This window comes from Aquimarina spinulae (genome assembly GCF_943373825.1).
Classification (GTDB): Bacteria; Bacteroidota; Bacteroidia; order Flavobacteriales; family Flavobacteriaceae; genus Aquimarina; species Aquimarina spinulae.
Window position 1 is genome coordinate 15,912 of sequence record NZ_CALSBP010000001.1, and the last position, 17,463, is coordinate 33,374.

The 17,463-nt window shown below is 31.9% G+C and carries 20 protein-coding genes and 1 tRNA gene; 11 read left to right on the forward strand and 10 right to left on the reverse strand.

Features of this window, described 5'->3' with window-relative positions; all coding sequences use genetic code 11:
- The first annotated feature begins 28 nt into the window (after positions 1-28).
- From NNH57_RS00065 to NNH57_RS00095, 7 genes are all read left to right on the forward strand, one after another.
- The gene (locus NNH57_RS00065) at positions 29-985 is read left to right on the forward strand and encodes a PorP/SprF family type IX secretion system membrane protein (protein WP_074408209.1); all 957 of its coding nucleotides are present in this window, start codon (positions 29-31) and stop codon (positions 983-985) included.
- 28 nt (positions 986-1,013) lie between these two features.
- Complete coding sequence (locus NNH57_RS00070) at positions 1,014-2,975, forward strand: OmpA family protein (RefSeq protein WP_108808449.1); 1,962 nt, start codon at positions 1,014-1,016, stop codon at positions 2,973-2,975.
- Positions 2,976-3,250: 275 nt separating this feature from the next.
- Positions 3,251-3,772, forward strand: coding sequence for an isopentenyl-diphosphate Delta-isomerase (gene idi / locus NNH57_RS00075; RefSeq protein ID WP_074408585.1), 522 nt, complete (start codon positions 3,251-3,253; stop codon positions 3,770-3,772).
- Complete coding sequence (locus NNH57_RS00080) at positions 3,769-4,179, forward strand: 6-pyruvoyl trahydropterin synthase family protein (protein WP_074408207.1); 411 nt, start codon at positions 3,769-3,771, stop codon at positions 4,177-4,179. The genes idi and NNH57_RS00080 overlap by 4 nt, the downstream gene beginning before the upstream one ends.
- Positions 4,180-4,182: 3 nt before the next feature.
- Positions 4,183-4,644 carry a peroxiredoxin gene (locus NNH57_RS00085; protein ID WP_074408206.1) on the forward strand — a complete coding sequence of 154 codons (462 nt, stop codon included), beginning with the start codon at positions 4,183-4,185 and terminating at the stop codon, positions 4,642-4,644.
- Between the two features lie 98 nt (positions 4,645-4,742).
- Positions 4,743-5,009, forward strand: a complete 267-nt coding sequence (locus NNH57_RS00090) for a hypothetical protein (RefSeq protein WP_074408205.1) — start codon at positions 4,743-4,745, stop codon at positions 5,007-5,009.
- 59 nt (positions 5,010-5,068) lie between these two features.
- A tRNA-Thr gene (locus tag NNH57_RS00095) sits at positions 5,069-5,142 on the forward strand.
- Between the two features lie 105 nt (positions 5,143-5,247).
- Here NNH57_RS00095 and NNH57_RS00100 read toward each other — a convergent pair.
- A complete protein-coding gene (locus NNH57_RS00100; protein WP_074408204.1) occupies positions 5,248-5,463 on the reverse strand; it encodes a hypothetical protein in 216 nt (71 codons plus the stop codon).
- Between the two features lie 194 nt (positions 5,464-5,657).
- On the opposite strand from NNH57_RS00100, the gene NNH57_RS00105 reads away from it, so the two are divergent.
- The gene (locus NNH57_RS00105; protein WP_159099267.1) at positions 5,658-5,810 is read left to right on the forward strand and encodes a hypothetical protein; all 153 of its coding nucleotides are present in this window, start codon (positions 5,658-5,660) and stop codon (positions 5,808-5,810) included.
- Positions 5,811-5,909: 99 nt separating this feature from the next.
- Here the strand turns inward: NNH57_RS00105 and NNH57_RS00110 are convergent, their stop codons facing one another.
- The 5 genes from NNH57_RS00110 to NNH57_RS00130 all read right to left on the reverse strand — a co-directional run bounded on the left by NNH57_RS00110 (position 5,910) and on the right by NNH57_RS00130 (position 11,815).
- On the reverse strand, positions 5,910-6,647 hold the full coding sequence (locus NNH57_RS00110; RefSeq protein ID WP_074408203.1) for a DUF4369 domain-containing protein: 738 nt from the start codon (positions 6,645-6,647) through the stop codon (positions 5,910-5,912).
- Positions 6,648-6,750: 103 nt separating this feature from the next.
- The gene (locus NNH57_RS00115; protein WP_074408202.1) at positions 6,751-8,055 is read right to left on the reverse strand and encodes a DUF819 family protein; all 1,305 of its coding nucleotides are present in this window, start codon (positions 8,053-8,055) and stop codon (positions 6,751-6,753) included.
- Between the two features lie 85 nt (positions 8,056-8,140).
- Positions 8,141-10,039: a M61 family metallopeptidase gene (locus NNH57_RS00120; protein WP_234423399.1), complete on the reverse strand. Its 1,899-nt coding sequence runs from the start codon at positions 10,037-10,039 to the stop codon at positions 8,141-8,143.
- Positions 10,040-10,041: 2 nt separating this feature from the next.
- The gene (locus NNH57_RS00125) at positions 10,042-10,848 is read right to left on the reverse strand and encodes a Cof-type HAD-IIB family hydrolase (protein WP_108808450.1); all 807 of its coding nucleotides are present in this window, start codon (positions 10,846-10,848) and stop codon (positions 10,042-10,044) included.
- Positions 10,849-10,888: 40 nt separating this feature from the next.
- Complete coding sequence (locus tag NNH57_RS00130) at positions 10,889-11,815, reverse strand: alpha/beta hydrolase (RefSeq protein ID WP_108808451.1); 927 nt, start codon at positions 11,813-11,815, stop codon at positions 10,889-10,891.
- 252 nt (positions 11,816-12,067) lie between these two features.
- Here NNH57_RS00130 and NNH57_RS00135 point away from each other — a divergent pair, with 252 nt between their 5' ends.
- Positions 12,068-12,850 (forward strand): S1/P1 nuclease, encoded by a 783-nt coding sequence (locus NNH57_RS00135; protein WP_074408199.1) that lies wholly within the window; start codon positions 12,068-12,070, stop codon positions 12,848-12,850.
- 8 nt (positions 12,851-12,858) lie between these two features.
- Here the strand turns inward: NNH57_RS00135 and NNH57_RS00140 are convergent, their stop codons facing one another.
- Complete coding sequence (locus NNH57_RS00140) at positions 12,859-13,716, reverse strand: helix-turn-helix domain-containing protein (RefSeq protein WP_074408198.1); 858 nt, start codon at positions 13,714-13,716, stop codon at positions 12,859-12,861.
- 208 nt (positions 13,717-13,924) lie between these two features.
- On the opposite strand from NNH57_RS00140, the gene NNH57_RS00145 reads away from it, so the two are divergent.
- Complete coding sequence (locus NNH57_RS00145; RefSeq protein ID WP_108808452.1) at positions 13,925-14,341, forward strand: hypothetical protein; 417 nt, start codon at positions 13,925-13,927, stop codon at positions 14,339-14,341.
- A gap of 148 nt (positions 14,342-14,489) precedes the next feature.
- Here the strand turns inward: NNH57_RS00145 and NNH57_RS00150 are convergent, their stop codons facing one another.
- Both NNH57_RS00150 and NNH57_RS00155 read right to left on the reverse strand, forming a co-directional pair.
- The gene (locus tag NNH57_RS00150; protein WP_074408196.1) at positions 14,490-14,837 is read right to left on the reverse strand and encodes a DoxX family protein; all 348 of its coding nucleotides are present in this window, start codon (positions 14,835-14,837) and stop codon (positions 14,490-14,492) included.
- Positions 14,834-15,298 (reverse strand): hypothetical protein, encoded by a 465-nt coding sequence (locus NNH57_RS00155; protein ID WP_074408195.1) that lies wholly within the window; start codon positions 15,296-15,298, stop codon positions 14,834-14,836. Before NNH57_RS00155 ends, NNH57_RS00150 begins: the two co-directional genes overlap by 4 nt.
- A gap of 169 nt (positions 15,299-15,467) precedes the next feature.
- Between NNH57_RS00155 and NNH57_RS00160 the strand changes: the two genes are divergently transcribed.
- Complete coding sequence (locus tag NNH57_RS00160; protein WP_074408194.1) at positions 15,468-16,520, forward strand: M12 family metallopeptidase; 1,053 nt, start codon at positions 15,468-15,470, stop codon at positions 16,518-16,520.
- Between the two features lie 81 nt (positions 16,521-16,601).
- Here the strand turns inward: NNH57_RS00160 and NNH57_RS00165 are convergent, their stop codons facing one another.
- Complete coding sequence (locus NNH57_RS00165) at positions 16,602-17,456, reverse strand: DUF6503 family protein (RefSeq protein ID WP_108808453.1); 855 nt, start codon at positions 17,454-17,456, stop codon at positions 16,602-16,604.
- Positions 17,457-17,463: the final 7 nt, after the last annotated feature.

Here is a 17,463-nt window from a genome sequence, read left to right on the forward strand (position 1 = left end):
GTTATTCCCTAAATCGAATTAAATACTTATGAATACATCGTCAATAATGTTTATGCTTGTAGTTTTAGGTTTTGCTACAACTTCTATTTGCGCACAACAAGATGCCCAATATACCCAATACATGTACAATACGATAAGTGTTAATCCTGCCTATGCTGGTAGTCGTGGAGTATTAAGTATTATGGGACTGCATCGTAGTCAATGGGTTGGCTTAGATGGTGCGCCTCGTACTCAAACCCTTACTCTTAATACTCCGATAGGAGGTAATGAACGCCTTGGTTTAGGTCTATCTATTGTTAATGATGAGATAGGTCCTACCGATGAAACATATTTTGATATTGATTTTTCCTATTCTATTCCTACTTCGGATGAAGGAAAACTAAGTTTTGGATTAAAAGCAGGCGGTCATTTGTTAAATGTAGATTTTCAAAAACTATCTCAGTTTAATAGTAATGATGCTTTGTTTGAAAACAATATTGATAATAAGTTTAGCCCTAATGTTGGCGTTGGAGTCTATTATCATACCAATCGTTTTTATGTGGGATTAAGTGCTCCTAATCTATTAGAAACAAATCATTTTGATGAAAGTACAACAAGTAGTAATAGTACAGCAGTGAGTTTTTTGGCAGAAGAACGTATCAACTATTATTTAATAGCAGGTCATGTTTTTGATTTGACCGATGATATAAAATTTAAACCTGCCGTTTTAAGCAAACTAGTGTTTGGAGCACCATTACAAGTAGACGTTTCTGCAAACTTTTTGTTATATAACCGCTTAACTTTAGGAGCAGCATATCGTTGGAGTGCAGCAGTCAGTGGTATGGTAGGCTTCCAGATATCAGACTCGATGATGATTGGATTTGCTTATGATCGAGAAACAACAGAGTTAGGACAATCACAATTTAATGATGGAAGTTATGAAGTGATGCTACGATTCGAACTTTTCAAAAAATATAATAGAATGCTAACACCGCGTTTCTTTTAATTAAGTTTTAAAATGTAATAGTAAAAAAATGGGGAAATATTTACTTAAATCATTATTGATTTTTATGCTGTTGTTTTTCGGAAACAATACTCTTTTATCTCAGGAAAAAAAACTCAAAAAAGCCAAAGAACAATACGATAAGTACCAATATATTGATGCACAAGAAACGTATCTTAAAGTAGCTAGAAAAGGATATAAGAGTGCAGATCTTTTTATGAATCTGGGAGATAGTTATTATTTTAATAGCCAGTTTGAAGAGGCACTAAAATGGTATGAAGAATTAGTAAATTCTTATCCCGATCAAGTCCAACCCGAATACTACTTTAGATACGCACAAACACTAAAAACTGTAGAGAGATACGAGGATTCTGATACATACATGCAAAAATTTGCAGCCGCTAATGGTAATGATTTACGCGCAAAATTATTTTTAGACGGATCTGATTATCTAAAACGGATCGATTTTCAATCGGGTAGATTTGAAATAGAAAATGCATCAGTAAATTCTTCTTTTGTTGAGTTTGGAACTGCTTTTTATGGAAAAAATATAGTTTTTAGCTCATCTAGAGATACGCTAACATTTAAAAAAACTATTCACCAATGGAATGGAGAGGCTTTCTTAAATCTTTTTGAAGCAACATATGACTCGGTAAATAGTAATTTTTCGAAAATTAAAAGGTTTGATCGAAAAATAAATTCTAAATTTCATGAATCAACACCTGTTTTTACAAAAGATACACGAACTATTTACTTTACAAGAAATAATTTTGAAGAAGGAAAACTAGGCCGTGATCAAAGAGGAACAAATAAGTTAAAAATATATCGTTCCTATAAAAATCCTGAAGGAGGATGGACAACGCCGCAAAATTTACCATTTAATAGTGACGAGTATTCTGTTGCGCACCCTACATTAAGTAGTGATGAAAAAACATTGTATTTTTCATCAGATATGCCTGGAGGAAAAGGACTCTCTGATTTATATGAAGTGGCTATTAATGGTGATGGTAGTTTTGGAGAACCAAAAAATTTGGGAGATAGAATTAACACAGAAGGAAAAGAAACCTTCCCGTTTATAGGAGCAGACAACGAGTTATATTTTTCGTCTGATGGGCATATGGGCTTAGGGGGATTAGATGTATACGTTACAAAGGTTAATCCGCAAACAGATAAAGAAAAATTAGTAGTAAATGTTGGTAGGCCTATTAATGGGCCTAAAGATGATTTTGCATTTATAATTGATGAAAATATCAAGAAAGGATATTTTTCGTCCAATCGTGAAGGAGGAAAAGGAAGCGATGATATTTATAGCTTTGTAGAACTAGAAGATTTAAAAGATTTCTGTGAGACTACAATTGCAGGATTGGTTAGCGATAAAGATACTAATGAATTACTACCAGGGACCAAAGTCTCTCTATATGATAGTAATAACGATTTAATACAAAGTTTTGTTGTGGGTGATGAAGCTACCTATTCACAACTGGTAGAATGTGAATCCAGCTACTTTGTGCGAGCAGAGAAAGAGGAATACAATACTTTGGAGAAACTTGTGAATACGTCGGATAAATCCCAAACTATGGATACTCCACTTGCACTAGAAAAGAAAATTAAAACTGCAGATGTAGGAGACGATTTAACAAAGATATTAGCGCTTAAACCGATTTATTTTAATTTTAATGGATACACAATACGTTCTGATGCAAAAATAGAACTGGCAAAAGTAATTGAAGTGATGAATCAGTACGCTAATATGAAACTAGAAATAAGAGCGCATACAGATAGCCATGGAGAAGATCAATACAACTTATATTTATCTGAAAAAAGAGCCGAAGCTACTGTAAATTATATGATCGATAATGGTATATCTGCAGATCGATTAATAGGAAAAGGATATGGAGAAACCCAATTGGTTAATGACTGCGGTAATGAATCGAATTGCGAGAAAGATAAACATCAATTAAATAGACGAAGTGAATTTATTATTATTAAATAAATTTTAGTACAATATATTTTTACATATAATTAAAACGCCTCAATAGCATGAGGCGTTTTTTATTGCAGAAATTCTGTTTTTTGAAAACTATAAGAGGCACACCCCAAAAATAGATATAAACCAAGCCTTGAGATATGGCAGGTTTCTTGCTTTAGTATTTTTAATTCTATGACAAAGATTTTTACTAAGAATAGATATTGCTAAATTAATCTCTATAGGCAATATGGATTATGAATTACTCTTATGATTTTGTAATTTTGAAGCAATTAAAAACAATGGAAGAAGAAGAAAAAGTTATTCTGGTTAATGAAAATGACGAGCAAATCGGGTTGATGCCTAAACTAGAAGCACATCAGAAAGCTGTATTGCATAGAGCCTTTTCGGTATTTATTATGAATAGTAAAAACGAATTAATGCTTCAGCAAAGAGCGCATCATAAATACCATTCACCAGGTTTATGGACAAATACATGCTGTAGCCACCAAAGAGAAGGAGAAACTAATGTAGAAGCAGGAATACGAAGATTACAAGAAGAAATGGGGTTTACCACTTCATTAAAAGATTCTGTTTCGTTTATATATAAAGCTCCTTTTGATAATGGACTTACCGAACATGAATATGACCATGTGTTATTAGGAAAGTATGAAGAAGATCCTGTTATTAACCCAGAAGAAGTAGTCAATTGGAAATGGATGCCTATAGAAGCTGTGAAACATGATATAGTAGTACGTCCCGAACGATATACAGAATGGTTTAAAATCATTTTTGAAAAATTTTATTCGCACATAACCTTATGAGGATTAAAGCATGTAGAAAAGCTCATTTTAATGCAGCACATCGATTATATAGAAAGGATTGGAGTGACGAAAAAAACCTTCAAATATTCGGCAAGTGTAGCAATCCGAAATATCACGGCCATAATTACGAACTTATCGTAGCTGTAATAGGAGAGATTGATCCAGAAACAGGTTTTTTGATGGATCTTAAGATCTTAAAAGAATACATTAAAACCGAAGTCGAGGACTATATGGATCATAAAAATCTTAACGAAGAAGTAGAAGAGTTTAAGAGTTTAAATCCTACTGTAGAAAATATAGCCTTTGTAATATGGCATAGATTACGTAAAAAGATAGCTTCGCAATACGATATTGAAGTTACTTTATACGAAACTCCTCGCAATTTTGTAATCTATAATGGAGAATAAAACATGGGACTACAAGTAGGTGATAAGGTTCCTGAATTTATCGCTACTAATGATAAAGGAGAACATTTTTTGAGTTCTGGTATTATCGGGAAAAAGCCCTTGGTGCTTTATTTTTATCCTAAAAACTTCACTCCCGGTTGTACAAAAGAAGCCTGTAACTTTAGGGATAATTATGTAGATTTTGAAAATCTTGGTGTAGAAGTGATAGGCATAAGTGCCGATAGTATAAAATCACACACAAGATTTAAGAGCTCATACAAACTTCCTTTTATGTTTTTGTCTGACTCTAATGGTGAATTAAGAAAACTTTTTGGTGTGAAATCAGAATTGTTGGGATTACTACCAGGAAGAGAAACCTACGTGATAGATGAAAAAGGAATTATACAACTAAAATTTAATAGCATGAAAGCCTCAGAACATGTAAATAAAGCACTAGAAAAAATAAAAGAAATAGTAAACAAGTAACGAACTCCTTCTTAAAATAAAAATTAGAGGAGGAGTTCGTCTTTTACATACTTCATTATTAAATTGAAAACACTAATTTTGCACAAAACAAATTAGATATGGCAAATAAGAGAGACCTTAAAAAAGATATAAACTACGTTTTAGGAGATATTATAGAAGAAGTCTATATGTGGGAATTAGAAAATCCAGGTAAAGATGGTAAATCTGGAGAAGCAATCATTGATGAAGCAATTACATCTTTTGATGGTTTTATGGCTAGAGCTAATGAACGAAAACTTGAAAATCCTAAAAAACATTTTAAATCTCTTCGTGATGATTTAGAAAAAACAGCTAAGGCTTTAGTTAAAAAAGTGAATGCATTATAATTTTTCTTTAAAAAATATTTGTAAAAACGGTTGTAGAAATTATATTTGCAACCGTTTTTGCCGATATAGCTCAGCTGGCTAGAGCAGCTGATTTGTAATCAGCAGGTCGTGGGTTCGAGTCCCTCTATCGGCTCTTAAAAAAGTCCTAAACTTAATGTTTAGGACTTTTTCTTTTTTAAACTGTTTAAAAAAGAAAGAATACATTTAGAATACTTAAGTATTCTATAAAACGATTTTTCTAGATACAGCAACCGTTTGATGGATGGTAAGAGCACCCAGGAATATAAGTAGCACCACAACTAGGATTGTTTAATGCAACATGAGAAGTTGTACAGCATCGTAGGGCAGGGTTACAACATTTTCTAAGTACCGGAATACGACCACCGTGTATTCCTTTTTGTTCACTTTTTTTAAGACTTTTTGTTCCTTCTAAATTTAGAATGGTTTTTAACATGATGTTTAGGTTTTAAGTTTCATCACTAAATTAAGAAAAATGATTGTCGATTATATACTGTAATACCTCAATTAACATTTTATGGTAGATGCCTATACGAATAGATCAAACTCTTCTTTTATTAATCGTTTTTTAACTTTTGTAAGTAGATGTTTTCTTAACTTGGTTGTGTTATTAACCTTTAAATATATATCATGAAAAAAAAGAATCTGAAATCATTGAAACTTAACAAAAAATCTATTTCTAAATTAGGATTAACGCAAGTTAAAGGAGGTGCAACAGGAGGTTGTTCAGGCCCAAGTGAGATTAGCTGTGTTAATACGTGTCCAGCAAAATGTTGGCCTTAAAATTTAGCGAACTTCGGTTCGCTTTTCTTTTTCCAAAAATTATTTTTAGGGAATTAAAAGACATTTTAAATAGTTGAAAATCTACAGAATTTTAGAACGTTATTCTTCTGTATTAGCCTTTACTTCTGCTTCTTTAGCCTTACGATCATCAATATACTTGATCAATTGCTTCCCGTATAATGATTTTTTTACCTTAGGACTTAAAGATCTGGCAACTGTATCCAAAAATTTTATGTTGGCATCAAAAACTTCATTAAGTGTGATATAAGGGGCTACTTCTAATTTTCTGTTTGTTACAGCAAAATTAATAGTATATAGATATTTTTGACGCATTAAATTTTTGTATGCCTTATCATTTTCAATGAGTTTTTCATCATCTTTTTGTTTACTGGCTTCAAAATCTTCTTTGATGATCCTAAGATTTCTTTCATTGAATCTTTTAAGCATTTTTTTGTATTCAGTATACTTCTCTTGATTTTTTCCACCCTTTATTTTTACATCATTTTCAAAATCAATTAAATTAGTGGTTATAGTGATCTCTCCCGGTTCTACAAAAAAGTCGATACGATCATTATATTGTTTTCCATCATTTTTATCAAGGTATAGATAATGAATTTCGGGTTCTTTAACCTCGGATGTAAGTACAAATTCAGAATTACCATCGATGCTTACAGAGTCTACATTCACCAATAGTGTATCCTGTATTTTTTGTAAGTATACGATTCCTTTTTTTAATCCTTTGATGTTACCTATTACTGTTACATTCCCTTCCTTAGTAGGTGAACTGCAATTCGTTAATAATACAGTTAATAATAATAGAATAGAAAAATACTTCATGTACTAATTTTTGATTTTTACTAGGGCCACAAAGATGCGAGTTTTATTTTAAATGCAATAAAAAAATAGAATCTAATGGTTAAAAACTTGCTCTCTTTTTTTATTAGCTTCCAGAGGCTATTTGCATGAGAATGGTACATAAAAGGGCTCCGTATGTTCCTACAACATATCCAAAAACGGCAAGCAATACACCTACTGTTGCCAGTGAAGGGTGAAATGCTGCTGCAACTACTGGTGCAGATGCTGCTCCTCCTATATTAGCTTTACTACCTACAGCAAGAAAAAAGTAAGGAGCTTTGATCAATTTGGCTACTCCAATAAGAAGGAAGACATGTATAGCCATCCAAACAAGTCCGATGGCAATAAGTCCCGGGTTTTCGAAAATCTTACCGATATCCATTTTCATGCCTATAGTAGCTACCAGAATATAAATAAAGACACTTCCTAGTTTACTGGCTCCTGCTCCTTCATATTGTTTAACTTTGGTGTATGATAACAGAATTCCAATTGCAGTAGCGATGGTAATCATCCAGAAAAATTTAGAAGTAAACGAGGATAATGCAGAACTCTTGTCGTTAAAGATTTCAAAGTTATCAGATAATAAATTAGAGATTCCTGCTGCTCCCCAATGTGCAATCCCTACTACAGTGAATGCAATAGAAAGCATAATGATATAATCCGATAGAGAAGGGGTTCGGGTTACGCTTTCTGCATAACTAGATACTTTTTGCTTTAACGCTTCGATGGCACTATTGTCTGCTTTTAACCAACGGTCAATTTTATCACTCTTGCCAATACCCAATAATAATATAGCCATCCATATATTAGCAACTACAATATCAACCAATACCATTCCTCCATATTTTTCGGGATTATATTGATAAATTTCTAGCATAGCAGCTTGATTTGCTCCTCCACCAATCCAACTACCTGCTAATGTAGATAACCCTCTCCAAATGGCGTCAAATCCAGCTCCGCCAACAGTTTCTGGTGAAACCAGAGAGATGAGTAGAATTGCAATTGGACCACCAATGATAACACCAAGGGTGCCTGTTAAAAACATAATTAATGCTTTTGGACCTAAATTAAAAATACTTTTAAGATCTATACTTAATGTCATTAACACCAAAGAAGCAGGGAGTAAAAACCTACTGGCAACATAATACACATTAGAAGATTTTTCTACTAATACTCCTTCTGCATTTAGTTCTTTCCATGCCGGAGAAATGATTCCTAATGAGTTGAATATAGCAGGTAATAAATAACAAAGTAATAGTGCAGGAACAAACTTATAGAAGGTTTTCCAAAAATTATTGTGAATAGAAGAAGTATAAAAAACTAACCCCAAACAAAGCATTAAAATCCCAAAAACTATAGTGTCATTTGTAAAAAAAGGAACGTTCTCCATTATTAATTATTTAGTTTTAAAAAAAGATATATCGCAAAATACATTTAATTTGAAGAAGACAAAAATGACATCAAAATAGGAGTTTCTAGTCATTAATCCATTTTTTTAATACCATCTTTTGTTGTTCTGAAGCCTTTGGATCTTGTTCTAAAATTATCTTCTCTATAGTAGGTTTGGTTACATTGGACTTGAGTGTCATTATTTTATTGTTACGCTTAATTCTAAATGTAATTTCGTCTCCAATTTTCCATTTATTAGAATCACCAAACAGATCATATATATTATTAAGGTTATATTCTTTTTTGTTAATGCTAAGCAAAACATCTCCTTCTAAAATCCCAAGTTCTTTTAAAAAGCTGTTAAATGGGATATCTGATGTAAAAATAACTTCTTTAGTAACTTCAGAACCAGTTACAAAAGGTTCTTGTTTAAAAATAAAATAAGAAGAAGGTGCATTCTTTGTTCCATAAAGTACTCCAGCTTTATTAAGATAAAATTCATAGTCAATAGGAGTATTGCTCATAACATGTGTTTGTAAAAATGCACTCACTTCTGGATATGAATCTTCTTCTATAGCTTTAATAAGTTCTTTATCATCAAAAGGGACATTAATACCATATCGAACCGATAAGTTTTTTATAAGATCAAGTAATCCATAAACTCCATCACTTTTTTCTCGCATTATGATATCCAGACACATAGAAATTAACGCTCCTTTCTCATAAACATTTCTGTAGCTATTGCGATAAGGATCGACCAAAATGTTTTTACTCATAGTTGTAAAAGCTATAGAATCATCAAAAGAAGAGGATGCTTCAATCTTACCAATAATTCGTTCAAAAAATTCATCCTTTGTAATAAGCCCTTGTGTAATTTGGAATAGCATCGAAAAATACTCTGTAGTACCTTCATATAGCCACAAATGTTCAGACATTTTTGGACTGTTATAATCAAAATTATGGATTTCTTTAGAATGAATGGTTAATGGTGTTACAATATGAAAAAACTCATGAGAAACAACATCGGTAAGTGCTTCATTAAGTTTTTTATTAGATAGTGATTCTGGCAATACAACTACTGTAGAGGTATTATGTTCCAGAGCTCCAAATCCTTGTGCATCATCAGATTTTGAAGAGGATAGATATAGCAATATAGTATACTTTTTTGTTGAGTTAATATCACCAAGAAAATCCTTTTGTGCTCTAATCATACGCTCCATCTGAGGCATTATTCTTGCTGCTTTGTGAGTTTTGTTTTTAGAATAAATACTTAGAAGTATTTCTATATCATTGACCTTAAAACTGGCTTTATCCGGACTAGAGTACATGATAGGATTATCTACTACATCGGCGTATCTTTTAAAAGAAAAATAATCGATATCGTTTTTAGAAGTATTTATTGCGTTGTCAAAAAGGATTTCTTCAACCGAAGCTGAAGCTTCCAGAAAAGAAGGGTGTTTAATAAATAACTTGTATTTATTTTCTTTCATTCCGCCAAAGTACCCCACAAAAGCATATAGATTTAAAATGAAATTTTTATCTTTTATAATATTAGATCCTGTTGGAGAGAAAACATCGTGAGAATCCTCAGAATCGTAAGTGTCATTTACCCAGTAGGTGATTTTGTCTAATTGTTTGGTGTTATTTATTTTCCAACGATTATCCCCATATTTTTGAACATCAATAGAATTTCCCTCGTGATCAAATGCTTTAAGATCGTCAACATATTTGCCAAAGTCGTTATTTTGATAAGTACCGGGTACAATTTTTGGTAAGTAGTAACTTATTGTGTCCGAATTTAAGTTATCGATTTGGATTTCCACTTTAACTTTATCGTCTTTTACATTAACAAGATCGATAGAAGCACGTATGGTAGATACATTTGTTGATGCAACCGGTAGTTGTGTAGTCTTACAACTAGTAGCCAAATTAGATATGGCAAATGCAAATAGTAGGGTTTTTATGGTATGAATCGTTCTTTGCACAGTTATAAAATGTTTTTTTGAATATATGTTGCTACTCCATTTTCTTTTCCAGAAAGCGTAATAACATTTGCTACTTGTAAAGTTTCCGGTTTTGCATTTGCTACAGCTACACCAGTTCCTACTGCTTGTAGCATTGCAATATCATTATAATTATCTCCAAATGCAACTGCATCAGAAATAGGAATTTTAAAATAGGAGTCAAGCAGTATTTCTATGGCAGTTAATTTTGAAATACTTTTATGTGCAATCTCTATATATGTTGGTTTAGAACGGTATAAATGAAGAGTTTCTTTGAAACTATCTTCTAAAAATGTATACGCTTGATCTATATAAGATTCTTCTCCCATACACATAATCTTATGAGCTCCTTTGTTATGAGCTTTCCATTCTTGTACCACATGTTGGGTTGGTTTTACCACCGGGTTTACTTTAGTGTTATTCGCTTCACGATTGGCCCAAAAATCCATTTCAGGAACAAACCAATCATTATTGTGATATAAACTTATATGAAATTTTTTATCTTTATTAAAAGTATCTAATTCTTCTATAATATCGGGAGATATAAAAGTAGAATGAACAGGTTTTTGATCTACCAAGATTAACCCTCCATTATAGCATATCATAGGTTGGTTTTTTATATCTAATTCTTCTTGCAAATGATTCATAGCATCTGGCATTCTAGAAGAAATTAAAACTACAGGTATAGTGTTTTTAATTCTCTTAATTTCTGAAATCGTAAGTTCAGAAAGCTCTCTTTCAGAATTTAACAGTGTTCCATCAATATCAGAGAATACAATGCGATGTGGCATTAGGTGTTTTTGATTAGGGTTATATAATTTTTTTAATAAACTATTGATTCACAAAGTTAGTAATCCCGGTTAGAACTTCGGGCATTATTTTTCTAAAGGGTTCATTATAAGATTTGTGATTTTCTAGTCTACCTCCTTTAATTTCTTTTAAGATATGATTCATATTTGTAACAAATAGATATTCGGCTTGTGGTATAATCTCTTTAAATTTCTCTGCTTGGATTAATTCTACCTGGATATCTTTATCACCATAAATTATGAAAATAGGCATTTCTAATTTTAAAATTTCATCAGATGGATTATACTTTATCCAGGAACTCATAAAGGGTTGTAGATTATATCTAAAAATAGATTCTAATGCCGGGTCATAACTAGTAGCCCTTCCATTTTCTTTTAATTGTTTAAAGGCTACAGAAGCACTTTTATCCAAACCAGGAGCTTGTTTCGCAATTTGTTCTATAATTACCTGATCTATTGATACTGCATTTCCTGCTATAGAAATAAAACCATCTGCTCTTCCATTTGCAGCAATCATACCTACTAGAGAACCTTGACCATGACCAGCGATAATGATTTTTTTATATTTTCTGTTTTTATTGAAATAATCTATTATTGATATTGCATCTTCAATATAATGATCTAAAGAAATTTCATGCTCCTTAATTCCTAAACCATCCATCTTAAAAAGCCTTTTGTCATAGCGATAAGTTGCAATACCTTCTTTGGCAAGTTCATAGGAAAGTTGCTTAAAAGTATCATTTTTAGACATTCGATCATTACCATCTCTATTAATCGCTCCAGCATCCATTATAAAAATAACCAAAGGAACATTATCCTCAGAATATGGAGTAACCAAAGAACCCTCTATATATTTATTGATTTTAACAACTGCAGAGTTAAATTCTTTTTTTTGAGCAAAACTCAGTGCAGAAATCAAGATCATAAATAAATAAAATTTACTCTTCATAGTAGGTGGGGTTTATTTATATAACAAATAAATACTGATTAAATTGATATTGGCTAAATGTTTAATATGAATCGAATCGCGTTTGATTATCTAATACAACAGACATAAAACAGATAAAACGCCAAATTTGAAAGCATATTTTGATTTGAGACAATTACTATTTGTTATTTTTAATGTTATTTACGCGTAATTAATCATTTTTAACGAATCACTAACATACCCTTTTTTATCTTTGCTTCAAAATATATATAAATGAAACTTCAATATAAATGGTTACTTGTTTTATTCATGATTTCTTTATCTGGATTTTCTGCAGATTATGATTGGGGAAAGACAGGACATAGAGCTACGGGTCAGATTGCAGATTCATACTTGACAAAGAAAGCAAAGCGCAATATAGCAAAACTTCTTAATGGCCAAAGTCTTGCTTTGGTTTCTACATTTGCTGATGAAATTAAAAGTGACGAAAAATATAGAGGTTATAGCCCCTGGCATTATGTTAATTTTCCATTTGATAAGAAATATGGTGAAGAAGAGCCTAGTGAGTATGGCGATTTGGTAAAAGGAATAAATACATGTATATCGGTATTAAAAGACGAAAAATCATCTAAAAAAGATAAGATGTTTCATCTTAAAATGCTAGTGCATTTTATTGGTGATTTACACCAACCGCTTCATGTGGGTAGAGGAGAAGATAAAGGAGGAAATGATATTCAGGTACGTTGGTTTAGAGATGGATCTAACTTGCATAGGGTTTGGGATAGTGATATGATAGATTATTATGGTATGAGCTATACAGAATTATCTATAAATGAGACAGTTTTATCTAAGGATCAGATTAAAGCAATTCAAAACGGTGGTATAGTAAACTGGGTATACGAATCTCAAAAGCTTGCACAACAAGTATATGGATCGGCAAATGTAGGTGAAAAATTAGGGTATAAATATATGTATGATTATTTTCCTATAGTACGCACCCAATTGCAAAAAGGAGGAATACGACTGGCTAAAATATTAAATGAAATTTTTGGATAAAATTATGATTAGCTAATAGATATTTCGTTACGATATTGCTTGGGAGACATCGAAAAATGCTTCTTAAAAGTTTTGGTAAGGTGACTCTCATCTGTATATCCCAATTGATATGCAATTTCTGCAATAGTAAATTCAGTATGTTGTAAACGATACTCAACCAACTTCATTTTATATTTTGTAACGTATTGGTGTATAGATTCTCCTGTTTTTCTTTTAAAATATGTGCTAATTGAACTCTGAGACATATTAAACTTATTTGCCAAAAAGTTAATCTTGGTAAGATCATTGTCATATACATGTTGTCTAATATGACTCAAGATCGAATCTATTTTATTGTGAGAAACAAGCATGTTTTTTTGATGTGAATTATATTTTTCAGAGATATTACGAACTATTATACTTAGGATAGTACTTATCGCATTAGAAATGATTTCTTGATAATATACTTTCTCATTTTTAAATTCTTCTAAGACAACATTATGGATATCCCAAATAATACTTCGATCTTCTTCATGAGAAATTACATCTCCTGGTATAATATTGGGTTGGTGTAATAATTGCTCAATACGTTGTAACCAATATTTTCTGTCTGGAAGATTGACCTTACTAGAAAACAAAAGCTCTGTAAACTTGAAATAAGTAAAATTTGTACGCTTTTCAATTTCGAAGTGATGTGTGTCTTCTGGTGCTAGTAAAAAGATATTGTTTTCTTTATAAGGAAACCGTATATCATTAATGGTATGATATCCACTTCCTTTTTCAATAAAAATGATTTCAAAATAGTTATGATTATGAGGTTCCGCTTCCCATTCATCAATAGCATATTGATGTACTACAAAAGTCTCATTCAAGGTATAACGGTTCATAAACAATTCTTTAACATTTTAAAGTTACAAAAATAAAATCAATAAAACAGGAATTCTTTTATACAAGTATTTTTGATTGAATATGTTTGATTGTGTTGATAACTAATCGATTAGGTTGTTTTTTGTACAAGTTATATACAAAATTATACAAGAATTAGAATGAAGGTAAGATATAAATTTGCGGCTCAAAATTTCACACAAATCTATCATGAAAATTAGAATTTATTTATATCATCTCACTAGAGTGATATTTGGAGCGTTGCTGGTGTTATACGGGACTTATAATGTAATTAGGTATTCTGAGTTTTTAGAGCGACTGGACATCTATTTTGGTAATGCTACGGTATTTAATATAAGTTTTGTAGAAGCCCTTGCTCCATTAGTGCCTTTTGAGGAATTTGTAATAGGGATGTTCTTGATTCTAAAGATTTTTGTTAGAAAAGCTTTAATCACGATCATCATACTATTTACCTTTTTCACTTTGTTTTTAGTAGATGCAGATTGCCTGATTTTGGCACTTATTCATCTGGTTTTTTGTGGTATTGCTATAGTATTATTAAAAAATGGTAAGTATGATTTAAACGCTATAAGCTATGATAAAGATTCATACCAGGTCATATCATAAAATACAAAAAGAATAGCCGCCTCTTTGCAGAGAGGTTTTTTTCATAAGTTAATTTTGTTTGATGTTAAAAGCGCCCTTACAGTTTTGTAAGGGTTTTTTTATTGAATTACAATTCTCGGGAATATACTAATCTAAAATATACAAAAAATTAAAGATAAAGATATGCCCAGTATATCAAACCAAATTGAAGTAACAATCTAGTGACTAAAATGAATTTTGGTAAATTTAAACTCGCTTTTTTATGCACAAGCATATGTATATGAACCGGGAAAAATAGAATGAGCATAAAAATTATACTCCACACCGAAAATGTTCTGGTTGGTGCAAATAATAAACCAAAACTCACAAAAATCTCTGCTATACCACTTAAATAAACCAATAGTTTGTGATAAGGAATATACAATGGCATTATTCTCATGAATGCCTTAGGGCGAATTAGATGAAACACTCCGGCAATACCAAAGATGAATGATAAAACATATAAGTGCCAACTCATGAAACCCCAGTAGCTTTTTCTTTACCAGCTTCTCTAAGCGAATGATTTTTGTTATGAGCCATCATTTTAATAAAACTTATTTTTCTAAAGCGTAGTGCATTCCAATCTGTATTAATAGAAACATGATTTATGGGTTCGAGATTATAATCTCCAAGAACTCCCCAACCATAATCTCTATTAATTTCTGAAGTATATTTTTTAGAGTTTTTTTTGGGATATGCAAACCAAAGTATAGCATCACCTACCAGTTTTGGATAAACGGTTTCTATACGATTTTCTATTTGCTTCTTTTCAGTAACAAATATAACAGCAAAATCAACCTCTGATACCAGAATCAAAGATTCTTTCACATTTACACCTTTAAGGCAATCAAGGTCTTCACAAAACCCTTCGGGTTCATTAAGTATTAATATCTCATCTAGAAAGGGAGGGAGCTGTAATTTTTTAAATAGAGGTGTCATGAGAATAAATTTTAGAAAAAAACTTGTGTCTCTTAAAGATACGAAAAAAACTGGTCATTTTATAAACTTAATGTTTTCATGAAAATATTTACATCTTGATCTGCATTAAGAACAATAAAAACAAGAAAATTGAAGTTTACTTTATAACACAAACTCAAATATATACATTATGAAAACAGTTTTTAAGAGCACCGTACTAGGTGCTTTAGCATTCGTTGCATGCACAACTTTCACTTCTTGTGAGAAAGATCAAGACAATGCTCACGAACAACTAGAAAATCAAACAGTAGTCGAAAAAGGGTTCTTACATGAGCAAGCTTATCCAGAAAGAACAGGAAAATTAGTTACTATTGAGCTTAACGGGGAATCTGTCGAAGTTGAAGAAATCGACGGACAGTATGTTTTAGGAGATATCCTTATTGATAAAGAGGATGTTATGGTCAAAAACGGTAAAAGTACAGGACGTACCGGAAGTAGATGGCCAAATAACACCGTGTATTATGAAATACAAAGTAGTTTACCTAATCAGGCAAGGGTAACCAATGCGATTGCACATTGGGAGGCAAATACAAGCCTTAAATTTGTGAAAAGAACAAATCAAACCGCTTATATCTACTTTAGAAGTGGTAGTGGATGCTCATCTTCTGTGGGTCGAACAGGTAGAAGACAAAATATCAATCTTGCAAATGGGTGTTCTACAGGGAATACAATTCATGAAATAGGTCATGCTGTAGGATTATGGCATGAGCAAAGTAGAAAAGACAGAGATCAGTACATTACAATCAATTTTCAGAATATACAGGCGAATAGGGATTTTAATTTCAAAACGTATTCTCAGCAAGGGTATGATGGTGATGAGTATACTAACTCGTTAGATTTTAATTCGATTATGTTATATGGTTCTTATGCTTTTTCTGCAAATGGGCAACCTACCATTGTAAAAAAAAATGGATCTACTTATAACGCACAAAGGAATGGACTTTCTAGTGGAGATATCGCCGGAATAAAAATTATGTATCCCGGTGGCGGTGGAAATGATATTTGTGAAGGAGTAGCTCCTTGGTCTAGTTCTCAAAATTACCAAGTAGGAGATCGTGTAACATATAGAGGGTATTTGTATGAAAGAACTTCTAGTGGTTGGACCCGAATAGGGCAGTGTGGTACATCAAAATCATCAAACGCTCAAGATATACCACATCTTAACGATGTAGCAAAAAATTAATACTGCATTTTGTAAAAGAATAGGATGAAAATAAATCCCTCCAGAATAAGTTCTGGAGGGATTTTTAGTATTGAAGCTACATCATAACTTTATCTCTTTGGCATTATCAGGAGTTTCAAAAATAGAACCTTCATCATCCAGAAATGTAATATCTGTAATTGTAGCTTCTCCCAATTCATTAGTGATACCTTTTTCTTCAGTCCAACCATAAAACTTCCACTTCGTAGCAAATGGGATTCCTTTTACGGTTTTAAAATCTTGGTATTGTATAATATGTGGATCGCTCTCTGCCTTAGTAATATCACCTTTACTCCCAAACGTAACAATATACGCTGTGGCTTGCAAAGTATGGTCTTTGGGGTCTGTATAAATAATATACCAGTCATCTGGAGAATCCCCAATACCTTTTTCGAAGGAAAGCTTAGCAGTTTGATAATCTACTTTGTTTAAAGCCCTCATGTTTTCAAGCTCTAATTTGCTACCGGGATCATTTAGTTTATATGGCATTGCAAAGAAATAAGTCCAGGTAAAGATATCGAAACGTGCTCCTTTATCGTTTGCATCTTCTGGGCACAGAAAAACGTTTTCGCCGGTATAGATCAATTTACTCTCATCTTTTTTATCAATTCTGATTTTTGTAGAATTCGTTAACATGGTGATTTTTCCATCCAAACGTAATTTACCACCAAAGGAAATAACAATGTTAAAACTTACTGCTTTATGGGTTAGGAAATCAGCTTTTTTATGTGCTTTCTCAATGTTTTTAATATGATGATCCATAATAGATACAGCACCATCTCCCATACCACCATCTGGTTCTACCGGAATCTTTTCGGTTTTATTATCTGTAGCATCTGTAGTTTGATTTTCTTGCTTTTTATTGTTACCACAGCTTGAAATGATAATGGCCATGATCAAAATCCATAGATTTTTCATAAATAAT